The 19,151-nt window shown below is 71.0% G+C and carries 19 protein-coding genes and 1 pseudogene; 9 read left to right on the top strand and 11 right to left on the bottom strand.

Annotated features, from left to right (window positions below):
* Window positions 1–2: 2 nt before the first annotated feature.
* A complete protein-coding gene (locus AB0I51_RS24600; RefSeq protein ID WP_362978486.1) occupies window positions 3–860 on the bottom strand; it encodes an EamA family transporter in 858 nt (285 codons plus the stop codon).
* Between the two features lie 105 nt (window positions 861–965).
* On the opposite strand from AB0I51_RS24600, the gene AB0I51_RS24595 reads away from it, so the two are divergent.
* Both AB0I51_RS24595 and AB0I51_RS24590 read left to right on the top strand, forming a co-directional pair.
* Window positions 966–1,550 (top strand): XRE family transcriptional regulator, encoded by a 585-nt coding sequence (locus tag AB0I51_RS24595; protein ID WP_362978484.1) that lies wholly within the window; start codon window positions 966–968, stop codon window positions 1,548–1,550.
* A 31-nt stretch (window positions 1,551–1,581) separates the two neighbouring features.
* Window positions 1,582–2,139 carry a YbaK/EbsC family protein gene (locus tag AB0I51_RS24590; protein ID WP_362978482.1) on the top strand — a complete coding sequence of 186 codons (558 nt, stop codon included), beginning with the start codon at window positions 1,582–1,584 and terminating at the stop codon, window positions 2,137–2,139.
* Window positions 2,140–2,152: 13 nt separating this feature from the next.
* On the opposite strand, the gene AB0I51_RS24585 is transcribed toward AB0I51_RS24590, so the two are convergent.
* Window positions 2,153–3,214: a cation diffusion facilitator family transporter gene (locus AB0I51_RS24585; RefSeq protein ID WP_362978480.1), complete on the bottom strand. Its 1,062-nt coding sequence runs from the start codon at window positions 3,212–3,214 to the stop codon at window positions 2,153–2,155.
* 59 nt (window positions 3,215–3,273) lie between these two features.
* Between AB0I51_RS24585 and AB0I51_RS24580 the strand changes: the two genes are divergently transcribed.
* Window positions 3,274–3,633: a metalloregulator ArsR/SmtB family transcription factor gene (locus AB0I51_RS24580; protein WP_362978478.1), complete on the top strand. Its 360-nt coding sequence runs from the start codon at window positions 3,274–3,276 to the stop codon at window positions 3,631–3,633.
* Window positions 3,634–3,640: 7 nt separating this feature from the next.
* On the opposite strand, the gene AB0I51_RS24575 is transcribed toward AB0I51_RS24580, so the two are convergent.
* The 6 genes and pseudogenes from AB0I51_RS24575 to AB0I51_RS24550 all read right to left on the bottom strand — a co-directional run.
* Window positions 3,641–4,864, bottom strand: a complete 1,224-nt coding sequence (locus tag AB0I51_RS24575; RefSeq protein WP_362978477.1) for a 4-hydroxybenzoate 3-monooxygenase — start codon at window positions 4,862–4,864, stop codon at window positions 3,641–3,643.
* Window positions 4,865–4,944: 80 nt separating this feature from the next.
* Window positions 4,945–5,226 carry a hypothetical protein gene (locus AB0I51_RS24570; RefSeq protein ID WP_362978475.1) on the bottom strand — a complete coding sequence of 94 codons (282 nt, stop codon included), beginning with the start codon at window positions 5,224–5,226 and terminating at the stop codon, window positions 4,945–4,947.
* Between the two features lie 231 nt (window positions 5,227–5,457).
* The gene (locus tag AB0I51_RS24565; RefSeq protein ID WP_362978473.1) at window positions 5,458–7,095 is read right to left on the bottom strand and encodes an APC family permease; all 1,638 of its coding nucleotides are present in this window, start codon (window positions 7,093–7,095) and stop codon (window positions 5,458–5,460) included.
* Window positions 7,096–7,255: 160 nt separating this feature from the next.
* A complete protein-coding gene (locus AB0I51_RS24560) occupies window positions 7,256–7,675 on the bottom strand; it encodes a CoA-binding protein (RefSeq protein ID WP_362978471.1) in 420 nt (139 codons plus the stop codon).
* Window positions 7,676–7,745: 70 nt separating this feature from the next.
* Window positions 7,746–9,269 carry a right-handed parallel beta-helix repeat-containing protein gene (locus tag AB0I51_RS24555; RefSeq protein ID WP_362978469.1) on the bottom strand — a complete coding sequence of 508 codons (1,524 nt, stop codon included), beginning with the start codon at window positions 9,267–9,269 and terminating at the stop codon, window positions 7,746–7,748.
* A 617-nt stretch (window positions 9,270–9,886) separates the two neighbouring features.
* A pseudogene (locus AB0I51_RS24550) lies at window positions 9,887–10,321 on the bottom strand (winged helix-turn-helix domain-containing protein); the annotation flags it as partial.
* A gap of 145 nt (window positions 10,322–10,466) precedes the next feature.
* Here AB0I51_RS24550 and AB0I51_RS24545 point away from each other — a divergent pair.
* The 4 genes from AB0I51_RS24545 to AB0I51_RS24530 all read left to right on the top strand — a co-directional run bounded on the left by AB0I51_RS24545 (window position 10,467) and on the right by AB0I51_RS24530 (window position 13,101).
* Window positions 10,467–11,351, top strand: a complete 885-nt coding sequence (locus AB0I51_RS24545; RefSeq protein WP_362978467.1) for an alpha/beta hydrolase — start codon at window positions 10,467–10,469, stop codon at window positions 11,349–11,351.
* Window positions 11,352–11,415: 64 nt separating this feature from the next.
* On the top strand, window positions 11,416–11,766 hold the full coding sequence (locus AB0I51_RS24540) for a DUF190 domain-containing protein (RefSeq protein ID WP_362978465.1): 351 nt from the start codon (window positions 11,416–11,418) through the stop codon (window positions 11,764–11,766).
* Between the two features lie 70 nt (window positions 11,767–11,836).
* The gene (locus AB0I51_RS24535; protein WP_362978463.1) at window positions 11,837–12,562 is read left to right on the top strand and encodes a hypothetical protein; all 726 of its coding nucleotides are present in this window, start codon (window positions 11,837–11,839) and stop codon (window positions 12,560–12,562) included.
* Window positions 12,559–13,101, top strand: a complete 543-nt coding sequence (locus AB0I51_RS24530; RefSeq protein WP_362978461.1) for a histidine phosphatase family protein — start codon at window positions 12,559–12,561, stop codon at window positions 13,099–13,101. Before AB0I51_RS24535 ends, AB0I51_RS24530 begins: the two co-directional genes overlap by 4 nt.
* An 8-nt stretch (window positions 13,102–13,109) precedes the next feature.
* Here the strand turns inward: AB0I51_RS24530 and AB0I51_RS24525 are convergent, their stop codons facing one another.
* Window positions 13,110–13,931 carry a sugar nucleotide-binding protein gene (locus tag AB0I51_RS24525; protein WP_362978459.1) on the bottom strand — a complete coding sequence of 274 codons (822 nt, stop codon included), beginning with the start codon at window positions 13,929–13,931 and terminating at the stop codon, window positions 13,110–13,112.
* A 5-nt stretch (window positions 13,932–13,936) separates the two neighbouring features.
* Entirely contained in the window at window positions 13,937–15,922 is a 1,986-nt protein-coding gene (locus tag AB0I51_RS24520) for an amino acid transporter (RefSeq protein ID WP_362978457.1), read from the bottom strand.
* 134 nt (window positions 15,923–16,056) lie between these two features.
* On the opposite strand from AB0I51_RS24520, the gene AB0I51_RS24515 reads away from it, so the two are divergent.
* Both AB0I51_RS24515 and AB0I51_RS24510 read left to right on the top strand, forming a co-directional pair.
* Complete coding sequence (locus tag AB0I51_RS24515) at window positions 16,057–16,467, top strand: hypothetical protein (protein WP_362978455.1); 411 nt, start codon at window positions 16,057–16,059, stop codon at window positions 16,465–16,467.
* A 9-nt stretch (window positions 16,468–16,476) separates the two neighbouring features.
* The gene (locus AB0I51_RS24510; protein ID WP_362978453.1) at window positions 16,477–17,112 is read left to right on the top strand and encodes a YigZ family protein; all 636 of its coding nucleotides are present in this window, start codon (window positions 16,477–16,479) and stop codon (window positions 17,110–17,112) included.
* 7 nt (window positions 17,113–17,119) lie between these two features.
* On the opposite strand, the gene AB0I51_RS24505 is transcribed toward AB0I51_RS24510, so the two are convergent.
* Entirely contained in the window at window positions 17,120–19,021 is a 1,902-nt protein-coding gene (locus AB0I51_RS24505) for a protein kinase (RefSeq protein ID WP_362978451.1), read from the bottom strand.
* Between the last annotated feature and the right edge of the window lie 130 nt (window positions 19,022–19,151).

Raw genomic sequence — 19,151 nt, 5'->3', positions numbered from 1 at the left:
GCTCACCCCGTGGCCAGCAACAACGTCCCCACCAGCGCGAGCCCCGCCCCGGCGGCCTGTACCGCCCGCAACCGCTCGCTGAGGAATCCGCGCGCGGCCAGGGACGTGACCACCGGATAGAGCGAGGCGAGCACCGCCGCCACGGTCACCGGCCCATGCTGCGCGGCAACGGAATACGTCCCGTTGGCCGCCACGTCGGCCAGGCCCACGAAGGCCAGCGCCGGCAGCGAACCCCAGCGGAAGCCGCCCTCCGGGAGCGCGGTCCCGCCGCGTCGTACGGAGACGTAGAGCGCGGCCCCGCCCGTGGCCACGTTCGTCAGCCGCTGCACGAACAGGGCGAGGAACAGACCGGTGACGCCGGTGGACGCCTCCGCGATCAGCGCGAACACCGTGCCGAAGCCGAGCGCGGCGATCAGCGTCAGCAGGATGGTCTGCCGCTGCACGGGCGCCCCCCGCAACTGCGGACCGCCCGCCAGTACGACCCCGGTGACGGCGACCGCGATGCCCGCCACCTGCATCAGCCCGGGCCGCTCCCCGAGGAACAGCCCGACGCCGACCGGCACGGCCACGCTCAGCGTGGCGAGCGGCGAGACCACGCCCATCGGGCCCAGCGCGAGTGCCTTGTAGAAGGCGAGCAGCGCGACCGGCCCCACCAGCCCCGCCGCGAACGCGAACCACAGTCGCGGCCCGGCCTCGCTCCAGCCCCCGGTGGCGACCACGACCGTGCCGAGCACGGCCGCCGCGATCCCCTGCGACACCACGACCACCGTCAGCGCCGGGGACCGCCGGGTCAGCAGACCTCCGCCGAAGTCGGCCAGACCCCACAGGAGGCTGGTGGCCAGGGCGAAGAATGCTGTCACGGGGTGCCTCGCAGTACAGTTCGGTGAACAATCGGTGCATCACACCGTAGTTCAACAAAGTAAACTCTGTCATCCATAATATTGAACTGAAGGTATGGGCGGAACGTGTCGGACCTCGACCTGCTGAACCAGTCCCTGGCGCGCAACGTCAAGCACTGGCGCTCGGTGCGCGGCTTCACCCTGGACGTGCTGGCCGCGCGGGCCGCCGTGAGCCGGGGCATGCTCATCCAGATCGAGCAGGCGCGCACCAATCCCAGCATCGGTACGGTCGTCAAGATCGGTGACGCCCTCGGCGTCAGCATCACCACCCTGCTCGACTACGAACAGGGCCCGAAGGTCCGTGTCGTTCCCGCCGAGCGCGCGGTACGGCTCTGGCACACCGAGGCCGGCAGCTACAACCGCCTCCTCGCCGGCACCGAGGCGCCCGGACCGCTGGAGATGTGGGACTGGCGGCTGATGCCGGGGGAGAGCAGCCCCTCCGAGCCCCACCCCACCGGCACCGTCGAACTCGTCCATGTCACCACCGGCGAGCTGACCCTCACCGTGGACGGCGAGGACCACCTCGTCCCGGCCGGCGCGAGCGCCACCTTCGAGGCCAACACCCCGCACGTCTACGGGAATCGGGGCGAGGTGCCGATGGAGATGGTGATGGCGGTGTCCGTCCCGCCGGTGCACCGCGACACCCCGTGAACGGCCGCCGCACGACTGTTAGCGTGCCGTCATGCGCGCACCCATCGGACACTTCGACCACGCCACCCCCGCCCCGGACTGCCTCGACGAACTGACCCGCCCGGTCGCCGAGGCGGTGCGCGGCTGGCGCGGCAGTGTCCCGGCCGACCAGATCGTCTACGTCGACACCGACCCGGAGTGGGCCGACACCGCCACCTTCGTCGAACACTACGGCGAGGAGTTGCTGGGGCAGTCCGCGAACTGTGTGGTCGTTGCCGGGAAGCGCGGCGGCGAGACGACGCTGGCCGCCTGTGTGGTCCTGTCCACCACCCGTGCCGATGTCAACGGCGTGGTCCGCCGCCAACTCGGCGCCCGCAAGGCCTCGTTCGCGTCGATGGACACGGCGACCGGCGAGAGCGGCATGGAGTTCGGCGGCATCACACCCATCGGACTCCCTGCCGACTGGCCGGTGTTGGTGGACTCCGCCGTCGTCGACCTCCCGTACGTCCTGGTCGGCAGCGGACGCCGCCGCGGCAAACTCCTCGTCCCCGGCAAGGCGTTCGCCGAGATCCCGGGCGCGGTGGTGCTGGAGGGGCTGGGCGTCGCCTGACCGGCTCCTGGACTCAGGCCGTGCTGTGGTGGTGGGCCAACTCCCCGTGCGGGTCGGCCTCGCCGGGCACCGGTGCCGGATCGGCGTGCACCAGTGCCGCGGTGAGTCTCGGTACCGCGTGCAGCAGCGCGTGTTCCGCCGCCACGGCGACGGCATGGGCCTGCCGTACCGTCGCCTCCCCGTCCACGACCACCGCCACCTCGGCGCGCAGCCGGTGCCCGATCCAGCGCAGCCGCAGCTCGCCCACCCCGCGCACCCCTTCGACCTCGCGGACGGCATGTTCGGCCCGGTCCACGAGTTCGGGATCCACGGCGTCCATCACCCGCCGGAACACCTCGCGCGCCGCGTCCCGCAGCACCAGCGCGATCGCGGCCGTGATCGCCAACCCCACGAGGGGATCGGCGAGTTGCCACCCCAGCGCCGAGCCGCCGGCACCGATCAGCACGGCCAGCGAGGTGAACCCGTCGGTACGGGCGTGCAGTCCGTCGGCGACCAGCGCGGCCGACCCGATCTCCCGCCCGACCCGGATCCGGTACCTGGCCACCCACTCGTTGCCGACGAAGCCGGCCAGCGCCGCCCCCGCGACCGCCATGACATGCGTGACGGGCCGCGGATCGAGCAGCCGGTCCACCGCGGCCCAGGCCGCGAAGGCCGCGGACGCGGCGATCGTCAGCACGATCGCGATACCGGCCAGGTCCTCGGCCCGGCCGTAGCCGTAGGTGAAGCGCCGGGTCGCCGCGCGGCGGCCGAGCACGAACGCGATGCCCAGCGGTACGGCGGTCAGCGCGTCCGCCGCGTTGTGCACCGTGTCGCCGAGCAGCGCGACCGACCCGGACACCACGACCACGACCGCCTGCACCAGCGCCGTCGTACCGAGTACCGCGAGCGACACCCACAGGGCGCGCATACCGCGGGCCGAGGACTCCAGGGCGGAGTCGAGTTTGTCGGCGGTCTCGTGGGAGTGGGGGGTGAGGAGATGGGTGAGACGGCGGCGGAGACCCTTGGGAGCGTGGTGATGATGGTGATGCTCGTGGTCATGGCCGTGGCCGTGGCCGTGGTGGTGCTGGTCGCTCACGTGCGTCCCCTTCCGGTGCGCGGGTGGACGTACGGCGTCCACAGGACCATTATGTGCGTATGAGCGCACGCACGCACCTATCACCTGCGCACGATGCGCACCCGCGCACCCCGGGCGAGGAACAGTTCGCGCTGGCGGCCGAACTCCTGGCCCTCCTCGGCGACCGCACCCGGCTGACCCTCCTCCATGCCCTGACGGCGGGCGAGTCCGACGTCACCACGCTCACGGAGGCGTGCGACGCGGCCCGCCCGGCCGTCAGCCAGCACCTGGCGCGGCTGCGTCTCGCGGGACTGGTGACCACGCGCAAGGAGGGCCGCAGGGTGATCTACTCGTTGAGCGACGGTCATCTACGACGGCTCGTCGACGAGGCGCTGAACGTGGCGGACCACCGGCTGAGCGACCGCCCGCCGCACGACTGACGGTCCGTCAGCCGACCGAGTCCTTGCCGAGGTACGACTCCGCGAACGCGAGCCCTGCGGAAGGGGATTGGAAGACCCGGCGCAGCCGGGCGAGGGTGGTGCCCGCGAGGTACGGGTCGCCGGACGAGGCGCCGTGGTACACCTCGGAGAGCCAGCGGGAGAACTCCTGGTACTCCCAGACCCGGCCCAGGCAGGCCTCGGAGTAGCCGCCCAGGCCCGCCGATTCGCCCCTCGTGAGGTGGGCGACGAGCGCGTCGCCGAGCAGGAACGCGTCGTGCAGGGCGAGGTTCATGCCCTTCGCGGCGATGGGCGCGGTGAGGTGGGCGGCGTCGCCCGCGAGGTAGAGCCGGCCGAACGCCAAGGGTTCGACAACGTAGTTGTGCATGTCGAGCACGCGCTTCTCGATCAGCCGGCCCTCGGTCAGCGGCGGGGCACCGGTCGCGGCGAGCCGGTGCTGAAGCTCGGACCAGACACGGTCGTCCGGCCAGTCGGCGGGGTCGTCGCCGGGCGGACACTCCAGGTAGTAGCGGGTGACTTCGGGGCTGCGCGCCATGTGCCCGGCGAAACCGCGCGGATGGACGCCGAACAGGACGCAGTCCGAGGACGGCGGTGCCTCGGCGAGCAGCGCGAGCCAGGCTATGCCGTAGTCGTGCCGCGCGGTGCGGGCCCGCTCCGGAGGTATCGCGGCCCGGCTCACCCCGCGCGCACCGTCGCAGCCCGCGACGAAGTCCCCGTGCACGAGCTGCCGTTGACCGGTCTCGGGGTCGGTGTACGAGACCGCCGGGCGTTCGGTGTCCAGGTCGTGCAGCTCGACGTCCCGCACGCCGAAGCGGATCTCGCCGCCCCGCACGTCCGCGTACTCCCGTACCAGGTCCGTCACCAGCAACGGCTGCGGATAGACGTAGTGATGATGCCCCGTCAGCTCTGTGTAGGAGAATCGGTGCCGCTGCCCGCCGAAGCGGAACTCGCACTGGGTGTGCCGCTGTGCCCGCTCCAACAGGGTCTGCGCGAGCCCCCGTTGCGCTAGTCCACGGACGGCCCACTCCTCAATCACTCCGGCCCGTGGTCGCTGTTCGATGAACTCTCTGGTCTCGGTCTCCAGGATCAGACAGTCGACTCCGGCCGCGCGCAGGATGTTGCCGACGGTGAGCCCGGCGGGACCGGCACCCACGACGACGACCGGAAAGCGGGGAGCGGACGGTGAGTTGGGGTGGGGGGAGGCAGAAGTCACCGGCCCAGTATGACGGCGTCCCGACAACCGAAAACCGGCCGCCTGGAGGGCGGCCGGTTCGGATCGCGGAGGGAGTTGGATCAGGAGTGGATCTTGATGGGGGTGGTACAGAGGCTCTTGGCGGCGATGTCGCCGGTGACCTCGCTCGGACAGAGCCGCATGGTGGTCCCGTTGGCGTACTTCTTGTTGAACTTCGCGGGGAAGCAGACGCCATGGTCGTCTTCCGACTTCGGCGACTTCTTGCTGGAGGCCGGCTTCCCGTTGATGTACAGCGTCAGCTTCGGCTTGCCCGAAATCCCCGTGAAGCGCCCGTAGATTGAACTGACGGTCCGGCCGGTGCCCTTCACTTCGAGGCACACCATGTTCGACTCCTCTGTCGTCACTTGGTGAGTCGAGCACTCATGCGCCTACGCGAACGCGGCGCCGGTGCCGGTGACGACGAAGACGGTGGTCAGAAGCGGCACAAGGAGGGCCAGGGCGGCGGTCCGCAGGTTTCTGGTCTTCACTGTGTGCTGGTTCCCCGTTCTGTGTTCTGAGTAATTCCGCCTGATATTCAGGGTCTTGCTCGATGTTCGCCGGAGTGGCAGGGGAGGTCAGTGCGCGGGCGCGTCCGTGATCACGACCTCGTCGATGCTGCGCTCGATGTCCTCGACCGTGGACGAAGTCGCCTTGGCCCAGTAGTAGATGCCGAGGGAGAAGGCGGCGATGATCAGGATGTCCCACCACAGCGGGATGTTGCCCTGGCCGCCGAAGCCGCCCTGCCAGGAGATCAGGCCCATGCCCAGGAGGTAGACCGGCAGCCACTGCGCGGCCCGGAAGTCCAGGCGGGGCGCGTCCGGCAGGTTGTTGCTGTGGGCGTAGTAGGCGTATCCACCGAGCAGGAGGTAGCCGAGCAGGATCGCCAGGCCGAGCCGCCACAGGGTGTCCCAGCCGGCCCAGTAGATGATCAGGTTGGCGACCACGAACGACAGCGGGGAGATCAGCTTGCCGGCCGGCAGCCGGTACGGGCGTTCCAGGCGCGGCAGCTTGTCGGCGAAGACGCCGTAGGCCAGCGGGGCGCCCGCGTACATCAGCACGCTCGCCGAGGTGATGAAACCGACCAGCTTGTGCCAGCTGGGGAACGGCAGGAAGCAGATCACGCCGGTCACGAAGGACATGATCAGGCCGAACCACGGCACACCGCGCGCGTCGGTCTTCGTGAAGATCTTCGGGGCGTAGCCGTTCTTCGCCAGGCCGTAGGAGACGCGGGAGGTGGCGGTGGTGTAGATCAGGCCGGTGCCACCGGGGGAGATGATCGCGTCCAGGTAGAGGATCCAGGCCAGCCAGCCGAGGCCGACCAGGGTCGCGAGGCCGGCCCACGGGCCGCTGTCGCCCTTGAACGCGAGGTGGCCCCAGCCGTTTGCGAAGGAGCTGTGCGGCAGTGCGGCGATGAACACCACCTGGAGCAGGACATAGATGACGGCACCGATCGCGACCGAGCCGAGCGTGGCGCGCGGCAGGTCCCGCTTCGGGTTGCGGCTCTCGCCCGCCAGCTGGATGGCCTGTTCGAAGCCGAGCAGCGCGAAGATGATGCCGCTGGTGCTGATCGCGGTGAGGACGCCCTTGGCGCCGAAGGGCGCGAAGCCCTCCGAGTGGAAGTTGGCGGGGTGGAAGTTGCCGACGGCGACGATGAAGATCGTGGCCAGCGGAACGGCTATCTTCCACCAGGTCGCCGCGCTGTTGGTGTGCGCGAGCACCCGTACGCCGAAGAAGTTCACCGCGACGAAGGCCGCCATGAGCACGATCGCCACCAGCAGACCGGTGGTCGTCAGGGTCTTGTCGGCGTGCTGGAAGTGCTTCGCCCACGACCAGTGACCGGCGTAGCCGATCATGGCCTCGACCTCGATCGGTGCCACGGTCGCGGCCTGGAGCCAGGAGAACCAGCCGAAGGACATGCCCGCCAGTCCGCCGAAGGCGTAGTGCGGGTAGCGGGCCGTGCCGCCCGCCACCGGGAACATGCCGCCGAGTTCGGCGTGCACCAGTGCCAGCAGCACGATCGCGACCGCGCCGATCACCCACGAGATGATCGCCGAGGGGCCGGCCTGGATGACCGCGTCGTGGGCGCCGTACAACCACCCGGAGCCGATGATGGAGCCGACGGATGCCCACATCAGCCCGATCAGGCCGACGTCCCTCCGCAAGCCGCTCGGATCCCTGGTGGCCTCCGGAACGGATTGTTCAACGCTCACCATGTCAAGAGGCCTCTCGAAGTCAGCACGGATGCTTAACGGACGGGAGGCCTCAGGCTAGGAATGAATGAATATTTACAGAAGTCCGTTGCCTGAAATTTGACTTGTCTTCGAGGTGTTCTTTGACATGTTCACAGGCTTCTTGCGGCGCCTTCTTACCGTGTCAGCCTGAGCTGCGGCCAAGCCTCGGGATCTCGATTGCCGGGCAGCGGTCCATCACCATGTCCAGGCCGGCCGCCCGGGTCCGCTCATGGGCGTCCTCGTCGATCACGCCGAGCTGGAACCAGACGGCCTTCGCGCCCTTGGCGACCGCCTCGTCCGCGACCGCCCCGGCGAGGTCGCTGTTGACGAACACGTCGACGACGTCGACCTCGAAGGGGATGTCCGCGAGCGAGGCGTACCCCTGCTCGCCGTGCACCGTCTCCGCCTTGGGGTGGACGGGGACGACGCGCTTGCCGAACCGCTGCAGAACCTCCGCCACGCCGTACGCCGCGCGGGACCGGTTCGAGGACAGGCCCACGACCGCCCAGGTGTCACCGGACTCGGTGAGGATCTTGCGGACCGTTGCTGAGTCGCCGTACACGCTCGGCCTCCTTGATGTGCGTGCGGAGTCTGATGCGTGGCACAACGGCGCACGGCGGGCGGGGATTCCCTCAGTCGGAGACCACCGAGGTGTCGAGGCCCTTGTCGTAGTGACTGTGGGCGATCTTGATCCCCGTACTGCCGTGGAAGACGAACAGCGGCGAGGTGTACGGCGGCGCGTCCGGTTCGGCCAGCCGGCGGACCGTGTTGCCGCCGAAGGTGAAGCCGTCGACGCTCTTGGCGTTGACCACCGTCACGTCACCGATGTCGAAGGAGTTGTGCTCGACCGCGATGTTGTGGTGCACGGGGTTCGCCGGGTCGACCACCTGGTTGGTGGGCTCCACGAAGAGGACGGGACCCGTGGGCCGGGTGAAGGAGTTGTCGCGGATCGTCAGGTGGGCCACCGGGCCGGACTCGAACCACTGGTAGGCGTCGGCGGAGACGTAGATGCTGGCCATGGACATCGCGTCGAAGTGGTTGCCGCTGATCAGGACGGGCTTGCGGGTGGTGACCAGGATGCCGCGGGTTGGCACGTTGCGGAACGTGTTGCCGGAGATGACGACCGACGGGGTGGCCGTGATGTTCTCGACGACCGTGCCGCCGATCCGCACCCCGGCGGGCACCGGCCGGTCGAAGGTGACGTTCATCGTGGTCAGTGGCTTGTCGTGGTCCATGCCGCTGGGGCCGTCCACGGCCGTGACCTTCGCGTGCGGGTCCGCCGCCGGGGTCATCGTGCGCTGGGTGGTGAACCCGACCTCGTCACCCGGGGCGAACTGCGGGAACCCGGCGGTCTGCGGGTGCTCGCAGGCGAGGGTGAGGGTGTTCGGTGCCGGCTGTCCGACCACTTCGAGGTAGGTGCCGTGGATGTTGATCGGGTCGTCCTGTGGGCCGTCGAAGAGGCTCCGGGTGATGGAGACCCTGCCCTGCACGCCGGACATCTGCACGAAGTCCGCGAACGAGGCCGTCGAGCGGCCGGACTTCGGATCGGGCGCGAAGTTCACCCTGTCGATGGTGACGTTCTCGCTGAACTGTCCCACCACACCGAAGGACTGGAGGTGGTAGGCGTTCATCGAGCGCATCGTGACGTCCTTGGACTGCCAGATGAAGGCGCCCGGCTCCGTGCGCTCGATCAGCCGCATCTGGTAGACGAGACCGGCGTCCGACGGCTGTGACGCGGTGGTGTAGTCGATGCGGATCCGGCGGTCGCCGAGGTCGGTGACCTTGGAGACGTCGTTGAAGAGGGGGTTGTCCCCGCGCCAGGTCCTCTGCGCCTCGGGGTCGTGGATCTGGGTGTACTGGAGTCCGTCCTCACCCTGCCGGTACGGCTGTCCGGTGGCCGGGCTCCGCTCGCCGAGCCAGATGATGTGCGTGCCGTTCACCTGGTACGGGCTGTCGGCCGGGATCGACAGGACGCGGTAGGCGTGTCCGTCGCCGACACCGGCGGATGCGACGGTCGCGTCGACGACCTCGGGGGCCGTGTGGTCGAACGAGAAGTTCTGGAAGGTCACATCGGTCGATCGGATCGACGCGAACGCCGTCTGCGGACCGTGGTGGACGAGCTTCGCCCCGCCGCCGTCGACGGTGACGTCGTGCATGTCCTCGATCAGCAGCCCGATCTTCTTGTCCCGGTAACGCTGGTCGGCGCCAACGGTGTTGGAGACACACAGCTCACGCGTCTCGGCCCGCTCGGGGTAGAGCTGGTACGTCCCCCCTGGAGAAGGCGATCCTGACCGGCCGCCCGTGATCGACCTTCTTGGCGTGTCGCAGCGCCCCGACCACGGCGGGCGTCGAGTCCGTCCGACCCGTCGGATCGGCGCCGTACGCGCCGACTCTCACCACCGCCGGCTCGGGCGTCGCACTCGACGCCGCGGCGACGGGACCCCCGCCGCCCACGAGCAGCGCGAGCGCCACCCCCAGAAACACGAACCTGGACCGAGACATAGCCTCTCCGGAGCATTCATGAGTCGCCAAACACCCGATGAATAAACGGAGTTACGGTCAGTTCACGCCGGTCGGATCTCCGAATGAGTGTCCATAGATCCGACCTCTGGGTCAATAGTCCGGACGAGTAAGGGAGTTCAGGCCTTCGGTGCCGCCGTGCTCGCGCGGATCACCAGCTCGGGGTCGAAGAGGAGCTCGCCGACGGGGACGTCACGGTTGCCGACCAGGGCGAGGACGCTGCGGCCCGCCTCCGAGGCCAGCCGGTCGGCCGGTCCGCGTAGGCCGGACCCCGCCACCAACCGAGCGCATCCTCCAGCCGCGCCAGCGCCCGCTCCTCCGGCAGCGCCTCGACGGCGGCCACCGCCCGCTCGAAGCGCCAGGCGTCCACGGCCTCCGGCCCGGCCCGCAGCGCGTACCCCGGCCCCTCGGTGACCAGCAGCCGGGCCGGAGCACGCGGCGGGCGCTCCGGTTCCAGGGCCCGGCGCAGCGCGGCGACGAAGGTGCGCACCGCGCCCACCGCGTCGGCCGGAGGCTCCTCCCGGCCCGCCCACAGATCCTCGACCAGCCGCCCGACCGGGACGACCCGGCGCCGGGCCACGAGCAGCCGGCCCAGCACCGCCCGGTGTCGCGGCCCCCTCAGGGCGATCACGTCCCCGGCACCGTCCCAGGCCGTCACCGGCCCCAGCACCCCGAACGCGACCTCCATCACCGACCACCCTTTCCGGGGCATCACCCCAGGTCACGGTAGCGCGCTCACCCGTTGCTCATCGGCGCGCGGCAGGCTCGAAGACGGCACCGACAGCACTGAGAGCACCGACGTCACCCACGCACGTACGAAAGCAGGGCGCACCATGTCACCGACCATCCCGGGCTTCACCTACCACCGCGTTCCCGCCGCGGACGGCGTGTCCCTGAACGCGGCCGTGTCCGGTTCGGGCAGCCCGGTCGTGCTGCTGCACGGCTTCCCGCAGACCCACCTGATGTGGCGCCGGGTCGCCGCCGACCTCGCGGCCGACCACACCGTCGTCTGCCCCGACCTGCGCGGCTACGGCGCGAGCGACAAGCCCGCCGACACCGACGGCTCCGGCGGCGGCTACGCCAAGCGCACCATGGCCGACGACATCGTGGCCCTCGCCCACGCCCTGGGACACGAGCGCTTCGCGCTCGTCGGCCACGACCGCGGCGCCCTCGTCGCCTTCCGCGCCGGACTCGACCACCCCGACCGGATCACGCACCTGGCCTGTCTCGACGTACTCCCCACCCTCGACATGTGGGACGTGCTGCACGGCGTCACCGCCGCCGTCGGCTTCCACCTCTACCTGATGGCCCAACCCCCGGGCCTGCCCGAGGAGTTGATCGCCGCCGCGCCCGACGCGTTCTTCGGCCACTTCCTCGACCTCTGGACCGACGACCCGCAGGCGATCCCCGCCGACGTCCGCACGGCCTACCTGGACGCCTGCCGCGCAGCGGTCCCCTCGATCGTCGCCGACTACCGCGCTTCCGCCGGCGTCGATCTCGCCCACGACCAGGCCGACCGGGACGCCGGAAACCAGCTGCGGATGCCGGTCGCCGTGCTCCAGCAGGACTGGGGCGCCGCCCTCGGGTTCGACGCGGCGGCCCTGTGGCGTGCCTGGGCGCCGGACCTGCGGCACTCCACCGTGACCTGCGGCCACTTCATGGCGGAGGAGGCGCCCGCCGACGTGGCCAAGGCGCTGCGGGACCTGCTCGCCCGCTGACCGCGTTCCCCCTCGCCGTACCGCGCAGTACCGTCGGGACAGTCCCCACGGCAGGGGGTGCCCGATGCCCGCGTCCGACCCGCTCGCCGCACGTCTCACCATCCATCTCGACGCGGCCGTGCTCTGGCACCACAGACCGGCCTACGCCGAACTCGTCCACCGCGCCCACCGCGAGGGCCTCGCCGGAGCGAGCGTCTTCCATGGCGTCACGGGGTTCGGCGCGGGGGACCCCGGGGCCCGGCATCCCGGCAAGGGCCCGCACCTCGGGGCGCACGGGCCCTGTGCGGTGGTCATCGTGGACGAGGAGCGACGGCTGCGTTCCTTTCTGCCGTGTGTGGCCGACGTGTTGGCCGAGACGGCGGCCGTCGCGACCCTGGACCGGGTGCGGATCCATGTGCCGGACAACATCGGGTGAACCCCGCGACCCCGGCCGGAACAGAGCGAACATGCGTGCGTAGGGCCCTTCACCCGCCTACGCTCGGGCCGTGCTGCGCATCATCGACGCCCGAACCGGCGATTCCACCGAAGCCGCCCCCGCCCGCCGTGGCCTGACCAGGGTCGAGGCGCACGCGCCGGGCCTCGATCCCACGGCACTACGTGTCCTCCTCGTCGCCGACCTCCTCGTGCGCGCCCTCGAACTCGGCGGCACACCCGTGTGGGCCCTGCTCACCGGCGACCATGAGCGGGCCGAACTCCGTTCCGCCGCAGGGGCGTTGGGCATCCGCCCGTTCGAGGACGGCGGAGACCTCGGCTCCGGACTCGGCGAGGCCCAGGTCCTCCATGTGTCGGCCGAGGGCACCGCGACGGCCGGGGGAGCCCTGGTCGCCGTAGCGCCTGTGGAATCCCCCACGGCCGCTGCCCCGGACCTCTCCGACCCGGGTGCGTTCCGGCTCGCCCTGCTCTCGCAGGCCCGGGACCTGCCGGTGCGGCTCGACGCGGACGGGCTGGACGAGGCGCGGCAGACCCTGGCGCACTGGCGGACGTCGGTCGCCGGCTGGGCGCGGCGACCCTCGCGGCCGGTGCCCGACGAGGTGCGGGCCGAGCTGCGGAGCGCCTGGGAGAACGACCTGAACGTGCCCGCTGTGCTGGGGGTGTTGCGGCGCGTGGAGACCTGGCCCGATCTGCCGGACGGTGCCCGCTTCGAGACGTACGCCTACGCCGACCGGCTGCTCGGGCTCGAACTCACCCGTGACATCGGGTCGTTGGCGTGAACGCCCGTTCCGGGGCCCGTCCGCTGCGCCGTCTGGTGGTGTTGCGGCACGCCAAGTCGGCCTGGCCCGCGGGCGTTCCCGACCATCGGCGTCCGCTCGCCCCGCGCGGTCTCCGTGACGCGCCGGCCGCCGGGATCGCGCTCGCCGAGGCGGACTCCCTGCCGGACCTCGCGCTGTGCTCCACGGCCGTACGGGCGCGCCAGACCTGGGAGTTGGCCTCGGCCGAGTGGGGCACTCCGCCGCCGGTGCGGTACGAACCGCGGCTCTACGCGGCCGACGTGGCGGACCTGCTCGACGCCGTTCACCAAGTGCCGCACGAGGTCGAGACGTTGCTCCTGATCGGGCACAACCCCGGCCTGGAGGAGCTGGTCCTCGAACTCGCCGGCGACAGTCTCGACGACGCGCTCGACGAGGTGCGGGTGAAGTTCCCGACCTCGGCCATCGCGGTCCTGGCCTGGCACGGCCGCACCTGGCGGGACCTCGCCCCGGGCACGGCCCTGCTGACGGGCCTGACCGTGCCGAGGGGCAAAAAGAAGTAGGGCCGGTTCTAAGGGAGTTGGAGGAACTCCCGGGCTCCGCGCAGCCGTGTGCCCAGCCGTGCCTGTGTGGCTCGGCAGTCGAGGCGGACGTCGCGGGCCATGGACTGGCCCTCTCCGCGCCCGGCGGGGAGCCGGCTCGCGTCGAGTCCGTCGCGGCGGGCGATGAGCACGCCCAGTTCGTGTCGGCTCAGGGCGTCCGGGCCGGCCAGGTGGAACATGCCCGAGCCGTCGGACCGGGCGAGTTCCAGCAGGGCGGCGGCCAGGTCCTCGACCTGGACCGGGCAGCGTACGACATCGGTGAACAGGACGCCTTCGCGGGCACCGGCGGCCAGTTCGTGCACCATGCGCTCGTGCGCGGAGCCGCCGTCTCCGATGATCAGCGAGGTGCGCGCGATCGCGGCGGCCGGCGTCAGGAGACGTACGGCGGTCTCGGCGGCGGCCTTCGCCGCGCCGTACGGGGTGACCGGGTCGGGCGGGCAGGACTCGTCGTAGCAGATCCGGGAACCGGAGAACACGGCGTCGCTGGAGACATGGACCAGGCGGCGGCCGTGGCGTGCCGCCGCCATCGCCACGCGCACCGAGCCGTCGGCGGTGACCGCCCAGTCGCTCTGTCCGCTGGTCGCGTTGATGATCGCGTCCGGGGCCGACTCGGCCAGGAGGTCGTCGAGCGGGGCGGGCGCGCGGAGGTCGAGCCGGTGCCACGAGACGCCGGGCACGTCGCCGGGGCGGGAGGAGCAGTACGTGGCCGCCGTGGACCAGCCCGCCGCGCTCGCCCGGCGTACGAGTTCCGTGCCCAGGAAGCCGCTGGCGCCGACGACAAGGACTCGCACGGCGGTCAGCCGACGTGGACGCGGGGCCGCCGGTGCCGGTCCGGTTCCGCGCGGCGCAGTACCTCGCGGGTGACCGGTGCGACCTCGCCGTCGCCGAAGACCAGGAAACGGATCAGATGACTGACCGGGTTGCCCTCGGTCCAGTCGAAGTAGGCGTGCGGGACCTCGCCGGTGCGGTCCCGCAGGGCCAGCAGGACCGCGGCGATCGAGTTGGGCACCGTGGGGCCCTCGACCCGGAGCCGCCGTACCCCGTACTTCTTGTCGCCGTGCACGGCGATGTCGGCGGTGAAGTTCGAGGAGTCGCGGACGATGACCTCCACGAACAGCACCGGGCCGCCGTCCGGGATATGGGTGTGCTCGCGCTGGCTGTACTCCTTGGCGCGGTACTCCCGACTGCTGTGCTCCTGCGGCTCGTTGGCGATCAGCCGCAGGGGGCCGGAGCGGGCCGCCTCGTCGATGAACCGGGCCGCCGTGCCGTCGAACGTCACCTCGGCGGCGCGGAGTTCGAAGGCGCGGTGGATGCGGGAGCCGAACGACGTCGTCAGGATCAGCACGATGAAGATCCCGGCGATCTTGATGCCGTCGGGCCGTTCGATGACGTTCGCGACGAGCGTGTACGCGAACACGGCGGTGATCGTGCCGAAGCCGAGCGTGGCCCTGCGGTGGCCGCGCTTGTGCACGGTGACCGTGGAGGCGAAGGCGGCCGAGAGCATCAGCACCAGCACACCGGTCGCGTACGCGCCGCTCTGCGCGTCGACGCTCGCGTGGAACCACAGGGTGATCAGGACGGCCGCCACCATGAACACGAGCACCAGCGGACGCACCGCCCGCGTCCACTCCGGGGCCATGCCGTAGCGCGGCAGATAGCGGGGGACGAGGTTCAGCAGCCCGGCGAGGGCGGAGGCGCCCGCGAACCACAGGATGGCGATCGTCGACATGTCGTAGAACGTGCCGAAGACCTGGCCCAGGTGCTCGTGCGCGAGGTAGGCGAGGGCGCGTCCGTTCGCCGGGCCGCCGGTCTTGAACGCGCTCTGCGGGATGAGGATGGTCGTCGCCAGGCTGGACAGCAGCAGGAAACCGGACATGATCACGGCGGCCGTGGTGAGCAGCTTGCGGGTCTCCCGGATCCGGCCCGTGGGCTTCGCCCAGGTGTCGGTCGGGTCGCCCTTGACCTGAGGCATCACCGCCACGCCGGTCTCGAAGCCGGACATGCCGAGCGCGAGTTTGGGGAACACGAGCAGTGCGACGCCGACCATCGCGAGCGGTGAGGAGTGCGCGGCCGTCATCGCGTCCGTCCAGTCGCCGATCTTCACCGGATGGCTCAGCACCTCCCAGGCGGACACCGCGAGGACCACCAGGTTGAGCGTGAGGTAGATGCCCACCAGCACCACGGCGATCCCGATGGCCTCCCGGAATCCCTTGAGGAAGACCGCGCCCAGCAAGCCGACCAGCACCAGCGTGATCCAGGTGTTCTCGCCGTGCAGCCAGCCCGGCGCGAACGGGTTCTCCACGACGTGCGCCGCCGCGTCCGCCGCCGACAGGGTGACCGTGATCATGAAGTCCGTCGCCGCGAAGCCCAGCAGCACCAGGACGAAGATCTTCCCCGACCACCACGGCAGCAGCCGTTCCAGCATGGCGATCGATCCCTCGCCGTGCGGAGACTCGTGCGCCACCCGCCGATACACCGGCAGCGCCCCGAGCAGCGTCAGTCCGATCAGCACGACCGTCGCGATCGGCGACAGCAGTCCGGCCGCGAGCGCGGCGATACCCGGCTGATAGCCCAGCGTGGAGAAGTAGTCGACGCCGGTCAGACACATGACCCGCCACCACCGGTGCCCCTCGTGCTCCGGGTTCGGCGTGGCGTGCGGCCCCGGATGCCGGGCGCTCTGCTCGCTCAGCCCGTCCAGGAGCCAGGCCCGGCAGCGGTCGGCGGCGGACCCGGAACCACCGGACTCCGTGCTCTCCGTACTGTCCACCTGCGCGCCGGTCATGCCGAGAACTCCCTGTGATCGGACGGCCGTGCCCGGTACCCGGGCAACGAGGAGCGAGTATCCACCACATCGTCACCCGCACCCGGACCGGGGGCGACCCACGGTCCGTTGCGGAATTGCGTGATGATCTCCTGATGACCTCTCTCCTCGACGATGTGCGCACCAGCGCGGAATGGATCGCCCGCGCTCTCGACAGTTCCGGCTACCGCGCCGATTTCACGCCTGCCGGCCTGCACGACATCGAGCGCTTCATGAGCGAACACAGCGACAAGGGGACCGCCGTGGAGGGCGGGCTTCTCGCCACCGACCCGGGAGCCCGGCTCTTCGCCCTCGGCTGCTATGTGGGCGAGACCATCCGGCTCGCGCTTGGCGGGCGCTGGGAGGCGGACGACGACGATCCGCGCGGCGAGATCGACATCCGGCTCCGGCTCCCCGACGGAGCCGTCGTGTGGCCCGTGCGGCGCTTGACGAGGCGTTTCGCGAACGGTCCGCAGGACAGCGTCGTCGGCTACGCGACGGCCCTCGGCATGTTGACGGCGAACTAGGCTGGCCGGATGCAGGACGAGTACCGCACAGTGGCCCGCCCGGGCGTGCACGAGACCGAGGTCAACCGCTCCCGCTTCCTGTGCGCCCTCGCCCCGGCGGCCACCGAGCAGGAGGCCCAGGACTTCGTCGCCCGTGTCCGCAAGGAGCACACCGACGCCACGCACAACTGCTTCGCCTACGTCATCGGCGCCGACGCGGCGATCCAGAAGGCGAGCGACGACGGCGAACCGGGCGGCACGGCCGGCGTCCCCATGCTCCAGATGCTGCTGCGCCGCGACATGCGCTACGTCGTCGCGGTCGTCACCCGCTACTACGGCGGAGTCAAGCTCGGCGCGGGCGGCCTCATCAGGGCCTACGGCGGCTCGGTCGGCGAGGCGCTCGACGCCCTCGGCACCCTCACCCGCCGCCGCTTCCGGCTGGCCACCGTGACCGTCGACCACCAGCGGGCCGGCAAGATCCAGAACGACCTGCGCGCCACCGGCCGCGAGGTCCGGGACGTCCGCTACGGCGAGGCGGTGACCATCGAGATCGGTCTGCCGGACGCCGATGTGGACGCCTTCAGGGCATGGCTCGCCGATGCCACGGCGGGGACGGCGGCGCTGGAACTGGGCGGCGAGGCGTACGGGGACGCCCGACCTTTGTGACGCTCCGTCAGGAGTGCCAGTTCCAGACCTGGTTGGCGCTGCCCGCGCAGCCGAACGTCTGCACCGGCTGACCGTCCTGTCCCGACGCGGAGGCCTCCGCGTCCAGACAGAAGCCGTCCGGGGCGCTGACCAGCGTTCCGGCGCTGCCCAGTTGCCAGCGTTGCGCGCTCAGCCCGTCGCAGCTCCTGGCCCGGGTCTTCGAGAGGTTCCGGCCGACCGTGTCGGCGTCGGCGTCCAGGCAGTGGTGGTTGCCCTGATTGACGACGAGGTACTGGGAGGCGTGGCCGGGCACGCGGTACAGCGCCCACTTCTGGGCCGCCGTGCCGTTGCACCCCCACACCTGCACCGCGGAAACGCGGGCGTCGAGACACCGGGCGACATCGACGGCGTGCACGCTCTCGGTGACGGTCACCGCACCGGCCCTGACCGGTCCGCGCTCCGTGCCGTACAGCAGCTTCGCGGTCTGCGCGTCGACCGTCCCGCTCGGGGTGGTTCCGGCCTCGGTCTGGAACGCCTTCACCGCGTCGCTGGTCGCCTCCCCGTAGTCGCCGTCGACCGTGACGTGCAACCCGTGGCCGGCGAGGAGGAGTTGGAGGGCCTTGACGCAGTCGCCGTGGGAGTGCGACGCGATTTCGGCGACGCACGAGGCGATCCGGATGTCGAGGGTCGCGGGATCGTGGGTGGCCGGCGCCCTCGTCGGACTCTGCGACGCCCCGTTGTCCGTCCCCGGCAGGGTCGTGTCCGCGGTCGGTGAACTGCTCGGCGCCGAGGGCGAGTTCTCCGGTACGGCCGTCGCCGCCTCCGGCCCGGCACCGGCCGACGTCCCGCTGTCGTGGTGCAGCAGCAGCGTCGCGGTGATGCTGCCGGCGACCAGGACGGCTGCCGCGGCTACGGCACCCACTATCGGCTTTCCGCGTCTCCCGGGCGCGAACCCCCGTCTCCCGGGCGTGACTTGGGGCTTGCCGGGCTCGGCCGACGGCTCCGGTGGCGTCGCGACGGGACGGACGGCGGGGGAGAGCGCAAGCCCGGGGGACGCCTCGCGCCGGGGAGCCGCCCGTGGCGGGGCGCCGACCGGCCCGGACAGCTGATGCCCGATGGCCGTCCTGAACACGGCTTCGGGCAACGGCCGTTGCTCGGGGTCCTTGTCCAGGCAGGCGCGGATGAACGCGGCCAGGTCCGCGTCGACGGCCGCCACCTTGTCGAGGGTTTCCTCCCGGGGCGGGTCGAACGCAACCCGGTGCAGCACGTCGACGCCCGTGCCCTCACCGAACGGCGTCTCCCCGGCGACGGCGTAGGTGAGCATGGAGGCCAGCGAGAAGACGTCCGAGGCGGCGGTCACCTCCTGGCCGCGGACCTGCTCCGGGGACATGTAGGCGGGGGTGCCCACGTTCTGGCCCGTGGCGGTGATCGAGGTGCCGTCGGTGGCCTGGACGACCCCGAAGTCGATGACGCGGGCGCCGTCGGCACCCAGGACGACGTTGGACGGCTTGAGGTCGCGGTGCACCAGCCCCGCGCGCCAGATCGCCTCGATCGCCCGTCCCAGGTCACCCATCAGCCGCCAGGCCGCCGCCGCGTCGACCGGCCCCCGCGCGTCGATCAACTGGTCCAGGGTGGGCCCGGGTATGTACTCGGTGGCGACCCACACCAGGTCCTCGTCGCAGCCGCTGCCCAACAGCCGTACGATGTGCGCCCCTTGGATGCTGTCCAGGGCGCCGACCTCGCGCTCGAAGCGCCTGCGGAACTGCGGGTCCTCCGCGTACTCGGGACGGATCACCTTCACGGCGGCCGGGCCGGTGCCGCCGGTGGCGTCGCGGCCGAGATAGACCCGGCCCATCCCGCCGCTGCCCAGTACCGACAGCAAGCGGTACGGGCCCGCCTGCCGGGGATCGCTCTTCCGCAACGGGACCACGGGCGGCGGTTCCATCCCCGCCGCCGCATAGGCCATCGTTTCGGACCGACCGCGGTACTCGACTGGCATGGGAACCCTGTGTCTCTCGGGTGGTGCGTGTGACGTGAGATTAGCGCAGCTCCCTTGTGGG

Source organism: Streptomyces sp. NPDC050549 (genome assembly GCF_040655035.1).
GTDB lineage: Bacteria > Actinomycetota > Actinomycetes > Streptomycetales > Streptomycetaceae > Streptomyces.
This window is presented reverse-complemented; position numbering and strand designations above follow the sequence as displayed.